Origin of the sequence: Arthrobacter sp. PvP103, assembly GCF_017833075.1 — a bacterium.
Lineage (GTDB): Bacteria > Actinomycetota > Actinomycetes > Actinomycetales > Micrococcaceae > Arthrobacter.
Map to the genome: position 1 here is coordinate 2,170,305 of NZ_JAFIBQ010000001.1, position 15,343 is coordinate 2,185,647.

Annotated in this window: 11 protein-coding genes and 3 rRNA genes; 4 read left to right on the plus strand and 10 right to left on the minus strand. The window is 61.3% G+C overall.

What is annotated here, in order from left to right; all coding sequences use genetic code 11:
* Positions 1-121: 121 nt before the first annotated feature.
* The 7 genes from JOE41_RS09930 to rpmB all read right to left on the minus strand — a co-directional run bounded on the left by JOE41_RS09930 (position 122) and on the right by rpmB (position 8,152).
* A complete protein-coding gene (locus tag JOE41_RS09930; protein WP_209752238.1) occupies positions 122-1,147 on the minus strand; it encodes a LacI family DNA-binding transcriptional regulator in 1,026 nt (341 codons plus the stop codon).
* A 112-nt stretch (positions 1,148-1,259) separates the two neighbouring features.
* Positions 1,260-1,376 (minus strand): 5S ribosomal RNA (gene rrf / locus JOE41_RS09935).
* A 222-nt stretch (positions 1,377-1,598) separates the two neighbouring features.
* Positions 1,599-4,736: ribosomal RNA gene (locus JOE41_RS09940) — 23S ribosomal RNA — on the minus strand.
* A 517-nt stretch (positions 4,737-5,253) separates the two neighbouring features.
* Positions 5,254-6,777 (minus strand): 16S ribosomal RNA (locus JOE41_RS09945).
* Together the 16S, 23S and 5S rRNA genes form the textbook arrangement of a ribosomal RNA operon.
* A 660-nt stretch (positions 6,778-7,437) precedes the next feature.
* Positions 7,438-7,743, minus strand: a complete 306-nt coding sequence (gene rpsN / locus JOE41_RS09950; RefSeq protein WP_011693742.1) for a 30S ribosomal protein S14 — start codon at positions 7,741-7,743, stop codon at positions 7,438-7,440.
* Positions 7,744-7,748: 5 nt separating this feature from the next.
* Positions 7,749-7,916, minus strand: coding sequence for a 50S ribosomal protein L33 (rpmG, locus tag JOE41_RS09955; RefSeq protein WP_011693743.1), 168 nt, complete (start codon positions 7,914-7,916; stop codon positions 7,749-7,751).
* Positions 7,916-8,152 carry a 50S ribosomal protein L28 gene (rpmB, locus tag JOE41_RS09960; RefSeq protein ID WP_011693744.1) on the minus strand — a complete coding sequence of 79 codons (237 nt, stop codon included), beginning with the start codon at positions 8,150-8,152 and terminating at the stop codon, positions 7,916-7,918. The genes rpmG and rpmB overlap by 1 nt, the downstream gene beginning before the upstream one ends.
* A gap of 480 nt (positions 8,153-8,632) precedes the next feature.
* Here rpmB and JOE41_RS09965 point away from each other — a divergent pair, with 480 nt between their 5' ends.
* From JOE41_RS09965 to JOE41_RS09975, 3 genes are read left to right on the plus strand one after another with little or no spacing between them, the layout of a single operon-like run.
* Positions 8,633-10,078: a ferric reductase-like transmembrane domain-containing protein gene (locus JOE41_RS09965; protein WP_209752239.1), complete on the plus strand. Its 1,446-nt coding sequence runs from the start codon at positions 8,633-8,635 to the stop codon at positions 10,076-10,078.
* The gene (locus tag JOE41_RS09970; RefSeq protein ID WP_209752240.1) at positions 10,075-10,635 is read left to right on the plus strand and encodes an FMN-binding protein; all 561 of its coding nucleotides are present in this window, start codon (positions 10,075-10,077) and stop codon (positions 10,633-10,635) included. Before JOE41_RS09965 ends, JOE41_RS09970 begins: the two co-directional genes overlap by 4 nt.
* Before the next feature lie 55 nt (positions 10,636-10,690).
* Positions 10,691-11,446 (plus strand): FAD:protein FMN transferase, encoded by a 756-nt coding sequence (locus JOE41_RS09975; RefSeq protein ID WP_209752241.1) that lies wholly within the window; start codon positions 10,691-10,693, stop codon positions 11,444-11,446.
* Between the two features lie 9 nt (positions 11,447-11,455).
* Here the strand turns inward: JOE41_RS09975 and JOE41_RS09980 are convergent, their stop codons facing one another.
* The 3 genes from JOE41_RS09980 to JOE41_RS09990 are packed head-to-tail and all read right to left on the minus strand — an operon-like array spanning position 11,456 to position 14,613.
* Positions 11,456-12,217, minus strand: a complete 762-nt coding sequence (locus JOE41_RS09980) for an SGNH/GDSL hydrolase family protein (protein ID WP_011693748.1) — start codon at positions 12,215-12,217, stop codon at positions 11,456-11,458.
* Positions 12,218-12,260: 43 nt separating this feature from the next.
* Positions 12,261-14,087, minus strand: a complete 1,827-nt coding sequence (glsA, locus tag JOE41_RS09985) for a glutaminase A (protein ID WP_209752242.1) — start codon at positions 14,085-14,087, stop codon at positions 12,261-12,263.
* Between the two features lie 46 nt (positions 14,088-14,133).
* A complete protein-coding gene (locus JOE41_RS09990; protein ID WP_011693750.1) occupies positions 14,134-14,613 on the minus strand; it encodes a MarR family winged helix-turn-helix transcriptional regulator in 480 nt (159 codons plus the stop codon).
* An 83-nt stretch (positions 14,614-14,696) separates the two neighbouring features.
* Between JOE41_RS09990 and JOE41_RS09995 the strand changes: the two genes are divergently transcribed.
* Positions 14,697-15,329, plus strand: a complete 633-nt coding sequence (locus tag JOE41_RS09995; protein WP_011693751.1) for an NADPH-dependent F420 reductase — start codon at positions 14,697-14,699, stop codon at positions 15,327-15,329.
* Positions 15,330-15,343: the final 14 nt, after the last annotated feature.

Genomic DNA, 15,343 nt, shown 5'->3' on the forward strand with positions numbered 1-15,343 from the left:
CAGGGTCCCGGCAATTCCACCGCCGTCGATCACAAACTCCGAGCCCGGCACTGAGGCGGATTCGTCAGAGGCCAGGTACCGGACCAGTTCGGCACGCCGCCGCGGCGGCAGTAGTGTGTCGTCAGGTGCTTTCCCGGAGGACCAGCCGATGTTTCAAGGTTGTCCGTGATGACTGTGATCCCGGAGTGACCGCCCCCGAGAGCAACCCAACCAGAAGTTCGACGGCGGCCCTTCCGACCTCGCGGAGGTCCAGCGCCATAGTGCTGAGCTGGGGACTTAGCAGCTCGCCGAGCGGGATACCGTCCATGCCGATGACCGCACAGTCCTCGGGCACCCTGAGCCCTGAACCTGAAAGTGCCTTCAATACGCCGGCGGCCATCAAATCGTTGAATGCCAGGATCCCGTCGGTCTCCGGATGTTCCCGAAGAAATGCAGCTGCTGCCTCCCTGGCTGCCTCCGCTGTCTCTTCGGCAACTATGAGGGACCACGACGCCCCGAGTTCGTCCAGGCGTCCAGCCACAGCTTTCCCGCGGACAGTGCACGGGACAGGTTCGTCACTCTCAGAGGCTGACCCCGCCTCGAGGTAGGCGATGTGCTGGCGCTTCGAATCCATCAGCTGAGCGACAGCAACCTTCGCCGCATGCTGGTAATCGAAGTTGATGCTACCGGCTGCACCTCCGGGATTTTCGTCCAGGACAATCAGCGGACGACGGCCCAGAACGGTCTGGGCTTGGTCGGCGTAACCGCCAAGGTAGCCGATCACCGCGTCCACCTGTGGCGCCAGATGCTCTACGGCATCCAGACCGCTGCGGCCGCCATGACCGTAGTCGTCTACCACCACGTGCCATCCTCGGAGCGTGGCCAATTCCACGACGCTTGAGGCAAACGCCGGGAAATAGGGGTTGGTGAGATCAGGGATCGCCAAGCCAACTGAGGTCCTTGCTCCCTGGACGAGGCCCTTAGCGAAACGGCTCGGGGTGTAACCGAGCTCCTGCGCCAACTTCTGCACCCGCAGGCGAGTAGATTCCTTGATCCCAGGCATGTCATTCATCGCCCGGGTAACTGTTTGGCGCGAAACCCCGGCAGCCGCGGCCACGTCAAGGATGGTGGCCGGCTTGGCCGGGTAACCGGACGGTTTGTGGCTCATGAAGTGTAAGTCTAGGGGCGGCGGTGCGGGAGCGGCCGGCAAAGGGGTTTTGGTGGTTAACGTGGGAGAGCCCCGACCAGTTGCCTGGTTGGGGCTCTCGACCTGAATGATGTTCCGGCGGTGACCTACTCTCCCACACCCTCCCGGGTGCAGTACCATCGGCGCTGTGGGTCTTAGCTTCCGGGTTCGGAATGGGACCGGGCGTTTCCCCCACGCTATGACCGCCGTAACCCTTTTACCCGGACCCCCGGTGCGGGGGTTGGGAAAATTAGTGGTTACAACATGCTCCTGCCGCTCAGGGCAGGTGTGGTGTTGTTATGTTGTTGTGTTTGTTCCTCAAGCAACGGGTTTGTTGTTTGGGAACCACATAGTGGACGCAAGCAGTCTTGTTTTTTCTTTGTACCCTTTCCATGGTGTGAACGTCTTTTGAATCCGTTCACGAAAAGGGTGTGTGGTGTAAGTTATCGGCCTATTAGTACCGGTCAGCTTCACGAGTCGTTAGTCCTCGCTTCCACATCCGGCCTATCAACCCAGTGGTCTGGCTGGGGGCCTCTCACACACAAGGTGTATGGAAATCTCATCTCGAAGCGAGCTTCCCGCTTAGATGCTTTCAGCGGTTATCCCATCCGAACGTAGCTAATCAGCGGTGCACTTGGCAGTACAACTGACACACCAGAGGTTCGTCCGTCCCGGTCCTCTCGTACTAAGGACAGCCCTTCTCAAATTTCCTGCGCGCGCAGCGGATAGGGACCGAACTGTCTCACGACGTTCTAAACCCAGCTCGCGTACCGCTTTAATGGGCGAACAGCCCAACCCTTGGGACCTACTCCAGCCCCAGGATGCGACGAGCCGACATCGAGGTGCCAAACCATGCCGTCGATATGGACTCTTGGGCAAGATCAGCCTGTTATCCCCGAGGTACCTTTTATCCGTTGAGCGACGGCCATTCCACAATGTACCGCCGGATCACTAGTCCCGACTTTCGTCCCTGCTCGAGATGTCTCTCTCACAGTCAAGCTCCCTTGTGCACTTACACTCGACACCTGATTGCCAACCAGGCTGAGGGAACCTTTGGGCGCCTCCGTTACTTTTTAGGAGGCAACCGCCCCAGTTAAACTACCCATCAGGCACTGTCCCTGACCCGGATTACGGGCCGAAGTTAGATGTCCAAAGTGACCAGAGTGGTATTTCAACGATGACTCCACCCGAACTGGCGTCCGGGCTTCAACGTCTCCCACCTATCCTACACAAGCCACTCCGAACACCAATACCAAACTATAGTAAAGGTCTCGGGGTCTTTCCGTCCTGCTGCGCGTAACGAGCATCTTTACTCGTACTGCAATTTCGCCGAGTTTATGGTTGAGACAGCGGGGAAGTCGTTACTCCATTCGTGCAGGTCGGAACTTACCCGACAAGGAATTTCGCTACCTTAGGATGGTTATAGTTACCACCGCCGTTTACTGGGGCTTAAATTCTCAGCTTCGCCTTGCGGCTAACCGGTCCTCTTAACCTTCCAGCACCGGGCAGGAGTCAGTCCGTATACATCGTCTTGCGACTTCGCACGGACCTGTGTTTTTAGTAAACAGTCGCTTCCCCCTGGTCTCTGCGGCCCCGATCCCCTCCGGACAGCAAGTGTCCATCAAGGTTGGGGCCCCCCTTCTCCCGAAGTTACGGGGGCATTTTGCCGAGTTCCTTAACCATAATTCTCTCGATCGCCTTAGTATTCTCTACCTGATCACCTGTGTCGGTTTGGGGTACGGGCGGCTAAAACCTCGCGTCGATGCTTTTCTAGGCAGCATAGGATCACCGAATCCCCCCCTAAAGGGGTCCCGTCAGGTCTCAGGCATCATGAACGGCGGATTTGCCTACCGTTCGCCCTACATCCTTGGACCGGGACAACCATCGCCCGGCTCGGCTACCTTCCTGCGTCACACCTGTTAATACGCTTACCTCCCAGGATCAGGTCCCGCGCTCCACCAAAACCCTCACACCACAAGGGTGATCGGGCAGGTCTCGGGCGGTTAGTATCCCCTGTTCAGCATGGGCGGTTTTTCGCCGGTACGGGAATATCAACCCGTTGTCCATCGACTACGCCTGTCGGCCTCGCCTTAGGTCCCGACTTACCCAGGGCAGATTAGCTTGACCCTGGAACCCTTGATCATTCGGCGGACGGGTTTCTCACCCGTCTTTCGCTACTCATGCCTGCATTCTCACTCGTGTAGGCTCCACCGCTGGTTTACACCGCGACTTCACTGCCCACACGACGCTCCCCTACCCATCCACACTCCTGAACCAACCCCACAAAGGAGGCGGCTTGGATAAAATGTGAATGCCACAACTTCGGCGGTGTACTTGAGCCCCGCTACATTGTCGGCGCGGAATCACTTGACCAGTGAGCTATTACGCACTCTTTTAAGGATGGCTGCTTCTAAGCCAACCTCCTGGTTGTCTTCGCAACTCCACATCCTTTCCCACTTAGCACACGCTTAGGGGCCTTAGTTGGTGGTCTGGGCTGTTTCCCTCTCGACTATGAAGCTTATCCCCCACAGTCTCACTGCTGCGCTCTCACTTACCGGCATTCGGAGTTTGGCTGACGTCAGTAACCTTGTAGGGCCCATTAGCCATCCAGTAGCTCTACCTCCGGTAAGAAACACGCAACGCTGCACCTAAATGCATTTCGGGGAGAACCAGCTATCACGAAGTTTGATTGGCCTTTCACCCCTACCCACAGCTCATCCCCTCCATTTTCAACTGAAGTGGGTTCGGTCCTCCACGACGTCTTACCGTCGCTTCAACCTGGCCATGGGTAGATCACTTCGCTTCGGGTCTAGATCACGCCACTGCAACGCCCTATTCAGACTCGCTTTCGCTACGGCTTCCCCACACGGGTTAACCTCGCGACGTAACACTAACTCGCAGGCTCATTCTTCAAAAGGCACGCCGTCACCAGAATCAGACTGGCTCCGACGGATTGTAAGCACACGGTTTCAGGTACTGTTTCACTCCCCTCCCGGGGTACTTTTCACCTTTCCCTCACGGTACTGGTCCGCTATCGGTCATTAGGGAGTATTTAGGCTTATCAGGTGGTCCTGACAGATTCACACGGGATTTCTCGGGCCCCGTGCTACTTGGGATACTCTCCAGGCGGTACACAACATTACGGTTACGGGGCTCACACCCTCTCTGGCCGGCCTTTCAAGACCGTTCACCTATGCCTGCACATCACACCTCACCAGTCCGGCAGAACTGATACGGAAAGTCCCACAACCCCGACCATGCAACGCCCGCCGGCTATCACACATGGAACGGTTTAGCCTGATCCGCGTTCGCTCGCCACTACTAACGGAATCACTATTGTTTTCTCTTCCTGCGGGTACTGAGATGTTTCACTTCCCCGCGTTCCCTCCACGCACCCTATGTGTTCAGATGCGGGTCACCAGGCAACTCGCGTCCCTGGCGGGGTTTCCCCATTCGGACACCCTGGGATCACAGTCCGGTTATCGACTCCCCCAGGCTTATCGCAGATTCCTACGTCCTTCTTCGGCTCCTAATGCCAAGGCATCCACCGTGTGCTCTTAAAAACTTGACCACAAAAGATCAAAAACGCTAATTTTCGAGAGAACCACAGAAACCACCGCTCCATCCCGAAAGACAGAACAACAGATCCAGGTTCATATTCTTGGAAATTGCTTCTTATAAAAGATGCTCGCGTCCACTATGTAGTTCTCAAACAACAACCCCGTACCACACACCCCACACACACAAACATGCATGATCGGTGCAGCCAGGAAACCAGAAACAAACAAACCCACACCACAACCGCATCCCCCGCAAAGGAAACCCGGCCACGCCATGGCCCTGTTGCCTCAGGACCCAACAGTGTGCCAAACACTAAACCGGAACCCCTCCCCCCGAACCCTTCCAGGACACCCTCCACACGTGAAGAACATCCGTACTAAGTCAGGAAAAAGAACCACCGGCCGCTATTTGCTGATATTCCACCCGTGAGCACCCGCCGCAGAACTTACGTCTGCGCAACGGGCGTACTCCTGACAACACCACCACACCCGCATACACGGGGCAGGGTTGTTGTAGGTGCTCCTTAGAAAGGAGGTGATCCAGCCGCACCTTCCGGTACGGCTACCTTGTTACGACTTAGTCCCAATCGCCAGTCCCACCTTCGACAGCTCCCTCCCACAAGGGGTTAGGCCACCGGCTTCGGGTGTTACCAACTTTCGTGACTTGACGGGCGGTGTGTACAAGGCCCGGGAACGTATTCACCGCAGCGTTGCTGATCTGCGATTACTAGCGACTCCGACTTCATGGGGTCGAGTTGCAGACCCCAATCCGAACTGAGACCGGCTTTTTGGGATTAGCTCCACCTCACAGTATCGCAACCCTTTGTACCGGCCATTGTAGCATGCGTGAAGCCCAAGACATAAGGGGCATGATGATTTGACGTCGTCCCCACCTTCCTCCGAGTTGACCCCGGCAGTCTCCCATGAGTCCCCGCCATTACGCGCTGGCAACATGGAACGAGGGTTGCGCTCGTTGCGGGACTTAACCCAACATCTCACGACACGAGCTGACGACAACCATGCACCACCTGTGAACCGGCCCCAAAGGGGAAGGACTGTTTCCAGCCCGGTCCGGCCCATGTCAAGCCTTGGTAAGGTTCTTCGCGTTGCATCGAATTAATCCGCATGCTCCGCCGCTTGTGCGGGCCCCCGTCAATTCCTTTGAGTTTTAGCCTTGCGGCCGTACTCCCCAGGCGGGGCACTTAATGCGTTAGCTACGGCGCGGAAAACGTGGAATGTCCCCCACACCTAGTGCCCAACGTTTACGGCATGGACTACCAGGGTATCTAATCCTGTTCGCTCCCCATGCTTTCGCTCCTCAGCGTCAGTTAATGCCCAGAGACCTGCCTTCGCCATCGGTGTTCCTCCTGATATCTGCGCATTTCACCGCTACACCAGGAATTCCAGTCTCCCCTACATCACTCTAGTCTGCCCGTACCCACCGCAGATCCGGAGTTGAGCCCCGGACTTTCACGGCAGACGCGACAAACCGCCTACGAGCTCTTTACGCCCAATAATTCCGGATAACGCTTGCGCCCTACGTATTACCGCGGCTGCTGGCACGTAGTTAGCCGGCGCTTCTTCTGCAGGTACCGTCACTTTCGCTTCTTCCCTACTGAAAGAGGTTTACAACCCGAAGGCCGTCATCCCTCACGCGGCGTCGCTGCATCAGGCTTTCGCCCATTGTGCAATATTCCCCACTGCTGCCTCCCGTAGGAGTCTGGGCCGTGTCTCAGTCCCAGTGTGGCCGGTCACCCTCTCAGGCCGGCTACCCGTCGTCGCCTTGGTGAGCCATTACCTCACCAACAAGCTGATAGGCCGCGAGTCCATCCAAAACCACAAAAAGCTTTCCACCCCCCACCATGCGATGAGGAGTCATATCCGGTATTAGACCCAGTTTCCCAGGCTTATCCCAGAGTTAAGGGCAGGTTACTCACGTGTTACTCACCCGTTCGCCACTAATCCCCCAGCAAGCTGGGATCATCGTTCGACTTGCATGTGTTAAGCACGCCGCCAGCGTTCATCCTGAGCCAGGATCAAACTCTCCGTTGAAGTAAAACAAAAACAGACACAACCACCACCCCCGGGAAAACGGAAGAAAGCGGCTGCACAAAATTTGAAACCAGCTGTAAAAACCAGACCACACCACGGGGTGGCATAATCCAGTCAATTCAACCAATCCATAAAATAAATTGGTATCAACAAACTTGGCACACTATTGAGTTCTCAAACAACAGACACACCCGGCACCACCACAACCACACGGTCAAGGATCGCTCCGGAGCAACTTCCCAAACTTACCCGATCCTGAGACTCAAAGCAAATCAACGTTTCCGCGATCCGCCGGTCATCGAGACCATCCCCGCCCTCAAGCAGCACGCCAAGTGACGAACCGTTTTTCAGGCTGTTTAGAAGGGGTTTTGGCCACCTTCGGCAACCGGCTTCTCGCCGGCCCCCTCTCGGCGACTTAGAAAACAATACACCTACTTTGGTCCCACCGCAAACCCTCCCCACGCGGGGTGCTGAACCGCGCCAATCCGCGGCGGAAGGGGCCGCGAGGGCGCTCCCAGGGACATCGTCGTCGTACCTGGTTTGTGTGTGCTGCATCACCGTATCTGACCGCCCGCACTCGAGGGCGGGTTAAACGCAAGAAGGGCCGGCAACCGTGAGGTTGCCGGCCCTTCTTAGACCACTGGAATCAGCTGTGCTGAATTACCAGGAAGACTTGGTGATGCCCGGAAGCTCACCGCGGTGCGCCATGTCGCGGAAGCGAACACGGGAGATACCGAACTTCTGGAAGGTACCGCGGGGGCGTCCATCGATGATGTCGCGGTTACGCAGACGTACCGGGGAGGCGTTGCGGGGCAGCTTCTGCAGGCCGAGGCGTGCAGCTTCGCGTGCTTCGTCGGTCGACGCGGGGTCAACCAGGGCCTTCTTCAGTTCGAGGCGCTTTGCGGCATAGCGCTCGACGATGACTTTACGCTGTTCGTTCTTAGCGATCATTGACTTCTTAGCCATAGTGCTTAGCGCTCCTCTCGGAATTCGACGTGCTTACGGATGCGGGGGTCATACTTCTTCAGAACCATGCGGTCCGGGTCGTTACGACGGTTCTTGCGCGTGACGTAGGTGTAACCCGTGCCAGCGGTCGACTTGAGCTTGATGATCGGACGTACGTCCTTGTCCTTAGCCACTAGAGCTTCACTCCTCGTGCCAGGATGGCGGCTACGACTACGTCGATGCCGCGCACGTCGATGGTCTTGATGCCACGTGCAGAGACCTGCAGGGTGACATTACGGCGCAGGGACGGAACCCAGTAGCGCTTCTTCTGAATGTTCGGGTCGAACCGGCGCTTGTTGCGGCGGTGCGAGTGCGAAATGCTGTGTCCAAAGCCCGGCTCGGCTCCGGTCACCTGGCAGTGTGCTGCCATGACGACTCTCCTCGTGAAATAAATGAAACGGTCCGCAGCGTTCCGCGTCCCGTGCGACAGGTGGCGTCCGCATCCAGCTTTCACATATTCGGCGGTCCGCAGGCGTGGACAGTCGGCAAGAGCCGGCTGTTTTCCGCACTACGGGCGAACATGGTTGGCCACGAGTACCGGGCAGCGGAATCCACTGCGAAGTACCGGGATGCTGGGCGAATACAGGAGTGCACGCAACTTGAGCCCCTAACTACCGGCCTTGAGGACTGTCGATATTGAGGACAGATCCCGCCAACCGGAGCAATTGCACACGCTCCGCGCCACCTAGCGCCTACCAAGTCTACGAGCTTGACTAATTAAAGGCCAATCGGGTAACCGTCGTTGCCCGCCCCCGGGTGTATAAGGCCGCCAGCCTCACCGTTCCCAAGTCACATCGGCGCCGCAGTCTTTTCACAGCAGAATGAAAGGATCCGGCCGCAATGTTGAAGCATGAACACACAACTCCTGCCGGCTTTGCCCGCCGGGCCCAACGGCTCCCGCAAGGGGCGGGGAACTTTCACGGCCATGCACCGCCGTCGCCTGTTCCGCGCCGACCTGCTGACAACGGCGGCCTGGGCATCCGTTGCAGCCGCCGTGGCACTGTGGCTGGCCGACGGCGGCACGACAGGATTCTCGACACCCGCCGGATCCTTCACTGCTTTGGGCATTGTGGCCGGGCTGGCCGGCATGGACCTGGTCCTCCTGATGCTGCTGCTGGCGGCCCGGATTCCTCTCATCGACCAGTCCGTCGGCCACGACCGCGCCCTGGAATTCCACCGGAAGCTCGGGAAGCCGTCGCTCTACCTCCTGCTGGGGCACGGGATCCTGATCGCCATCGGCTACGGAATGGCCGAAGGGCTTGATCCCGTCAGCGAAGCCGTGTCCCTCTGGGTGCTGGTGCCGGACATGTGGCTGGCCTTTATTTCCATGGCGCTGTTCATCGCCGTTGTGGTGACGTCCCTGGTGGCTGTCCGCAGGCGCTTTCCTTACGAGTTCTGGTACGCGGTGCACCTGCTGACCTACGCCGCCGTCGCAACGTCGCTGCCCCACCAGTTCAGCGTAGGCGGACTGTTCGCCGAGGGCACCTGGCAGCGCTGGTACTGGCTGGCCGTATGCATCGCAACCGGCGCCGCGCTCCTGCACTACCGCGTCCTTGAGCCCGTCGTTGCCACGTTCCGGCATCAGCTCACCGTCAGCCGCGTGGTGCAGGTGGCACCCGGAGTGGTCAGCATTGAGATGCACGGGCTGCACCTTGACGAACTGGCCGGAACCGGAGGCAGGTTCTTCATCTGGAGGTTCCTGGCCCCGGGCCTGTGGTGGCACCCTCATCCGTTCAGCCTCTCCGCCGAGCCGTTGCAGTTCGATTCCTCAGGGCGCGGCTTGCTGCGGATCACCGTCCGCAATCTTGGACGCGGATCTGCCCAGCTCGCCGCCGTGAAACCGGGGACGAAGGTCGCCGTGGAGGGACCGTACGGAATCTTCAGCACCGCGGCCCGCAGCCGCGACAGGGTGGTGATGATCGGCGCCGGGATCGGGATCACGCCCCTTCGGGCCCTCCTTGAATCGACGCCTTTCGCGCCAGGGCAGGCGACCGTGATCCTTCGGGGCCGCAGCGAGCAGGAACTGTACCTCGGCGACGAGATCCTGGAACTTGCCCGGAACCGGGGAGCCACCCTGTTCCATCTGACCGGCGCCCGCTCGGTCCGTCACACGGGAAGCTGGCTCCCGGACAGCGCCACACGGGCCGGCCATCGACTGGCCGACTATGCCCCCGACGTCGCAAACGCGGACGTCTATGTCTGCGGGCCGGCGGCGTGGGCCCGAAACGTAATTGCCGACGCCCGCGCCGCGGGCGTCAAGGAAGACCAACTCCACTACGAAAGGTTTGACTGGTGAGAATCCGCGCAGCAGTATCAGCAGCACTTGCCTCCGCGGGCATCCTTCTTGCGGGGTGGCAATCAGGCATCCACGTGGAGAACACCCAAAGCGCCGCAGGCAGCACGTCGGCAGGAACCAACGGGACCACCGGCGCTACCGGCGCAACGGGTTCCTCCGGCTCAGGCTCAGGCTCCTCAAGCGCCGCCTCCGGCACCACCGGCACCGGCCGCAGCAACGGCACTACCGGGACAGGGTCAGGCACTGCTGCGGAGCCCGCAACCGGGGCCGCCGCAAAGGCCGGCGGCACCTACGCCGGCAGTGTGGTGCAGACGCGCTTCGGCGCCGTCCAGGTCCAGATCACGGTATCGGCCGGATCCATTACCGACGTTCAGGCCCTCCAGCTGACAGACGACGACCGCAAGTCCATCCAGATCAGCAACCGGGCCGCACCCCTCCTCAAGGCCGAAGTCCTCGCTGCGCAGTCAGCGGACGTCCAGACCATTGGAGGCGCCACTGTGACTAGCGACGCCTACCTGAGCTCACTCCAGGCGGCCATCGATGCAGCGAACCTCTGATCACCGGACCGGCGCGAAAGTTCAGCCCGTCTTGCGGGCCAGGACCTTCAGCTGCATGGGAACGGTGGTGAGCCTCACCCTGCCCGCAGCCTCCGGTGCGGACGAGCTGGTTGCGGCCACCGCCGTCGTCGAGCAGCTCTTCGCCGGACTCGACGAAACGTTCAGTCTCTACCGGCCTGACTCGGAAGCCAGCAGGCTGGCGCGGGCGGAAATAGCGCTCCCGGACGCGTCCAAGGAGATGCGCCGCCTCTACGCCGACGCCGTCAGCTGGCGGCTGCTGACCGAGGGGGCCTTCACCCCTGAACGGCCCGACGGCGTCCTGGACCTGTCCGGGATCGTCAAGGGATATGCAATCCAGGAGGCGGGCACCTCTCTTCTGGCGCTGGGCCTTCGAGACTGGTGCCTGAACGCCGGGGGCGACGTGCTGGTCAGCGGATCCCCCGCACCGGGGACCACGCAATCCGGAAAAACCGAGCCGTGGAGGGCCGGGATTGTTGATCCGGAAGACCGCCGCACCCTTATTGCCGGCTACCCGCTGGGCGGCTTTGCCGGGGCGAAACATGCACTGGCAACTTCCGGCTCCGCGGAGCGGGGAGACCACATCTGGGCCGCCGGAGCAGGCCGGGTTGCGCCGGTGTTCCGCCAAGTCTCCGTTGCGGCGGCGGACATCGTCACTGCTGATGTGCTGGCGACGGCGATCGTGGCCGGCGGCCTGCCGATGCTGGACCGCGCAACGGACGGGTGGGACATCGAGGTGCTGGCTGCGCGGACCGGCGGCGAACTGCTCGCGACACCGGGCTTCCGGCGCTAGCCTCCGGCGCTAGAGCCGGGTGAGCTGGCTGTACCGCGGCTGGAGGCCGTCACCCGAGGACTTGCCCGTGACCCGGCGGACCACCCAGGGTCCCGCAAACTCGCGCACCCAGCGCGCGTTGGCCCGGATCGCATCCGCCCGGCTCAGCTCCGGCACAGGAGTCATGGGCGGCACATCGATGGAGTGATCGTGTTCGAGGACAGTCAGCACCCTCTTGGCCATGTTCGCGTGACCGGCCGCGGACATGTGCATCCGGTCCTTGGCCCACATGCCCCAGTCGTAGTATTCGCTGAAGCGCCAGTAATCCACCAGCAGGGCGCCGTGGTCGCCCGCAATGCCGCGCACCAGCTCGTTGTAAATGGCGGTGCGGCCGCGCATCGTGCCGAAAACCTTGGAACCGCGGGCGTCGAAACCCGTGAACATCACCACGGTGGCACCCGTGGCACTCAACTTGCGGATGCCGGCGTCGTACTCCGCCAAAAGGTCGTCGATGTCGACCTTGGGGCGGAGAATATCGTTGGCCCCGGCGTAAATGGTCACCAGCGTGGGTTTGAGTTCGATGGCGGCGTCCACCTGCTCCGCCATGATCTGGCGGAGCTTCCGGCCCCTGATGGCGAGGTTCGCGTAGCCGAAGGCCGGATCCGCCGCACCGAGCTGCTCGGCCACGCGGTCCGCCCAGCCCCGCACGCCGTTCGGGCGTGCCGGATCGTCGTCACCGACGCCTTCCGTGAACGAATCTCCCAAGGCGACATAGCGGGCGGCAAAATCCATATCGATAGTCTGCCATCCGTTGCCGTGAGCAACCAAGCGGCGGCTATTCGCGGATCCGGACGGCCGATTCACGCAGGTACTGTTCCACCCGTGTGTACGCATCCCGGGTCAGGGCCTTCCACAGGGCGATGGCAAGCCTCGGATCTGTGGACTCCAGGTCGGCGATTGCCTCGGCACTGAGCACCATCACCTCCACCGGGCCGTCCGCCCTGACCGTCGTTTCCTGCCGGTTTCCGCTGCCCAGCGCCAGCTCGCCGAACGTCATGCCGGCGCTGAGGGTGTTGAGCTTGACCCGGTCCGAGGTGGGCCCCGGCGACGTACTGCTGACCTTGCCCGAGGTAATGAAGTAGACCCCGCCGAACCGCAGGCCAATGCGGCGGATGACGTCGCCGTCGTCGTACTTCTTTGCTGTCATGAGGCCCTGCAGGGCCAGCGCGTCCGCCTCCTCGAGCGGCGCCAGCGCGGGCGAGTCGGTGACCGGAACGTGGTCCCGGAGCAGCAGCCCGTCCCCGTACTTTGCCAGCAGCCGGTTTTCACAGAATTCGACGGCGGCACTCCGGGTCGAAAACGACGGCACCGCCCCGTCGGGGTGCCCGTCCCGTTCGCCAAGGGAATCCGCCACCGCCCCGTCCGCTTCGATCAGCACCAGCTCGCGACCCCCGCCGGACAGGCCCTGACGCGCCGCCTCGAGAAGGCGCAGCGCCACCTCGCTCACCTGATCGGTTCGGCGGAAGTCCAGAACCACCAGTTCGACGTCGTCATCCAGTCCGCTGAGCTCGCGCGCCATGGATTCGCTCCCGGCGAAGAGGAGGTCGCCGTTGAGTTCGATCACCCGGGCCCGGTGCCCGTGGGCACGGAGGACGTCGGACGCTTCGGCATTGCGCCGGATGCCGGACGGCGTTTCGGTGACGTCATATGCGGCAAGGATGGCCGAACGCCCGGTGCGCGCCGCCCTGACGAAATGCAGCTCCATGTCGCGGGAGAGCCGCTGGGCAGTTGCCAGGCCCCGGACGCTGCCACCGTGTTCATCGAGCGGCGGAGAGTAGACCGCCAGCCCAACCTGGCCCGGCAGGACGGCGATAATCCCGCCGGCAACACCGCTCTTTCCGGGCATGCCCACGCTGCTGATCCAGGCACCGGCGTCGTCGTACATGCCGGACGTCATCATCACCGACAACACCCGTTCCACCGGGCCGATGTCCAGTACCTGCCTGTGGGTGAGAGGATTCTTTCCGCCATTCGCGAGGGTGGCGGCCATGATGGCTAGGTCGAAGGTGTTCACCATGACCGAGCACTGGCGGAAATAGTCCTCCAGGACAGGCGTGGGGTCGTCCTCGATGATGTTGAAGGACCGCAGCAGGTGGGCCAGCGCCGTGTTGCGGTGGCCGTGCTTCAACTCGGACTCAAAGACCTTCTCGTTGACCGAAAGCTGACGGCCCGCGAACGCCGAGTATGTGCTGAGGATCCGTTTGAAGCTCGACTGGCCGCCGGATCCCCTGATCAGTGACGTGGCGGTGAGGGCGCCCGCGTTGATCATGGCGTTCGCCGGGCGGCCTGTCCCTTCGGCCAATGAGATCTCGTTGAAGGAGTCGCCGGAAGGTTCAACATCCACCTTGGCATCCACGGCGTCGCTGCCGAGGTCCTCCAGTGCCAGCCCGTAAGTGAAAGGCTTCGAGATGGACTGGATGGTGAATTCCTCGCGGGAGTCCCCCACCTCATAGACCTGCCCGTCCACGGTGGCCAGGGCAATGCCGAAGTTGTCAGGGTCCACGTTGGCCATGGCCGGAATGGTGCCGTAGGGCTTGCCGTCCCTGAGCTGGGCGATCTCGGCGTGGATTTGGCGCAGGTAGCTCTGGATGGGCGATTCCATGGAACCAACACTACGGGCGTGGCCAGCCCCCGGGACGCGTCGCGGGTCAGGACTCGCGCAGGATCCAGTGATCGGCGTCCAGACGGCCCACGATCTTCTCGCCGATGCGGGCCAGGTCAGCGACGTCGCGCTCGGTCAGGGCATCAAGGAACAGCGCCCGGACCGCTTCCACGTGGCCGGGTGCCAGCTCAACAATGGTGGCCATGCCGGCGTCGGTCAGGTGGGCTGTGGTCACGCGCGCGTCGCGCGGATGCGGACGGCGTTCCACCCACCCCCGGTTCTGGAGCTTGGTGACCACATGCGACAAGCGGGACAGCGAGGCGCTGGTCCGTGCGGCGAGTTCACTCATGGGAAGGAACCGGCCTTCCGCTTCGGAGAGCATGGCGAGTACGTTGTAGTCGAAGAGCGAAAGCTTGCCCGCCGCGTGCAATTTCGTATCCAGCGCTGCGGGCAGCAAGGTGTTGATGCTCAGCTGGGCCAGCCATGCACGGCGTTCGTCGGCGTTGAGCCAGCGCGGTTCGGTCATGGATACATCCTAGGAGAAAAATTGATTGACAGTTCAAGCCCGGGCTGTTCCCATCAACCGCCGTCCAGATCGAAGGAAGGACCATGACTGACATCACGATCATCGGCACGGGAAACATGGCGGCAGGAATCGCTGCGCGAGCAGCCAGTGCCGGCCGCAGCATCCAGATCCTTAGCCGCGATGCAGTGGCCGCGTCCGCACTGGCTGCCGAAACGAACGCGACCCCCGGCACCACCGGACAGGACATTGAAGGCAGCATCGTTGTGCTTGCCACCCATTTTGACGTGTCCAAGGAAATCGCCGGGCGTTACGGCGAGGCACTCAACGGCAAGACGATCGTGGACATTTCCAACCCCGTCAACAACGAAACCCTCGACTCCCTCACCGTGCCTGCCGGGAGCTCCGCGGCCGAGGAGATCCAGGCGCTGGTTCCGGGCGCGAACGTGGTCAAAGGCTTTAACACTGTCTTCGCCTCCACGCTGGCCGCCGGAGAAGTGGCCGGGCAGACCCTCGATGTCCTGCTGGCAGGGGATTCCGCCGAGGCCAAGGCCGCTGTGGCCGGCTTCATCAATGATTCCGGTTTGCGCGCGGTCGACGTGGGGCCGTTGCGCCGGGCGCGGGAACTGGAAGCCTTCCAGTTGCTCATTATCGGGCTCCAAGCCAGCGACGCCCACCCCCAGTACAACTGGAACAGCGCATTGAAACTGCTTCCTTAGCAGGAACCGGTAGG

Coding starts and splice junctions, on each gene's coding strand:
- JOE41_RS09930 (WP_209752238.1), bottom strand. CDS start 1,147: ATGAGCCACAAACCGTCCGGTTACCCGGCCAAGCCGGCCACCATCCTT.
- rpsN (WP_011693742.1), bottom strand. CDS start 7,743: ATGGCTAAGAAGTCAATGATCGCTAAGAACGAACAGCGTAAAGTCATC.
- rpmB (WP_011693744.1), bottom strand. CDS start 8,152: ATGGCAGCACACTGCCAGGTGACCGGAGCCGAGCCGGGCTTTGGACAC.
- JOE41_RS09965 (WP_209752239.1), top strand. CDS start 8,633: ATGAACACACAACTCCTGCCGGCTTTGCCCGCCGGGCCCAACGGCTCC.
- JOE41_RS09975 (WP_209752241.1), top strand. CDS start 10,691: ATGGGAACGGTGGTGAGCCTCACCCTGCCCGCAGCCTCCGGTGCGGAC.
- JOE41_RS09980 (WP_011693748.1), bottom strand. CDS start 12,217: ATGGATTTTGCCGCCCGCTATGTCGCCTTGGGAGATTCGTTCACGGAA.
- glsA (WP_209752242.1), bottom strand. CDS start 14,087: ATGGAATCGCCCATCCAGAGCTACCTGCGCCAAATCCACGCCGAGATC.
- JOE41_RS09990 (WP_011693750.1), bottom strand. CDS start 14,613: ATGACCGAACCGCGCTGGCTCAACGCCGACGAACGCCGTGCATGGCTG.
- JOE41_RS09995 (WP_011693751.1), top strand. CDS start 14,697: ATGACTGACATCACGATCATCGGCACGGGAAACATGGCGGCAGGAATC.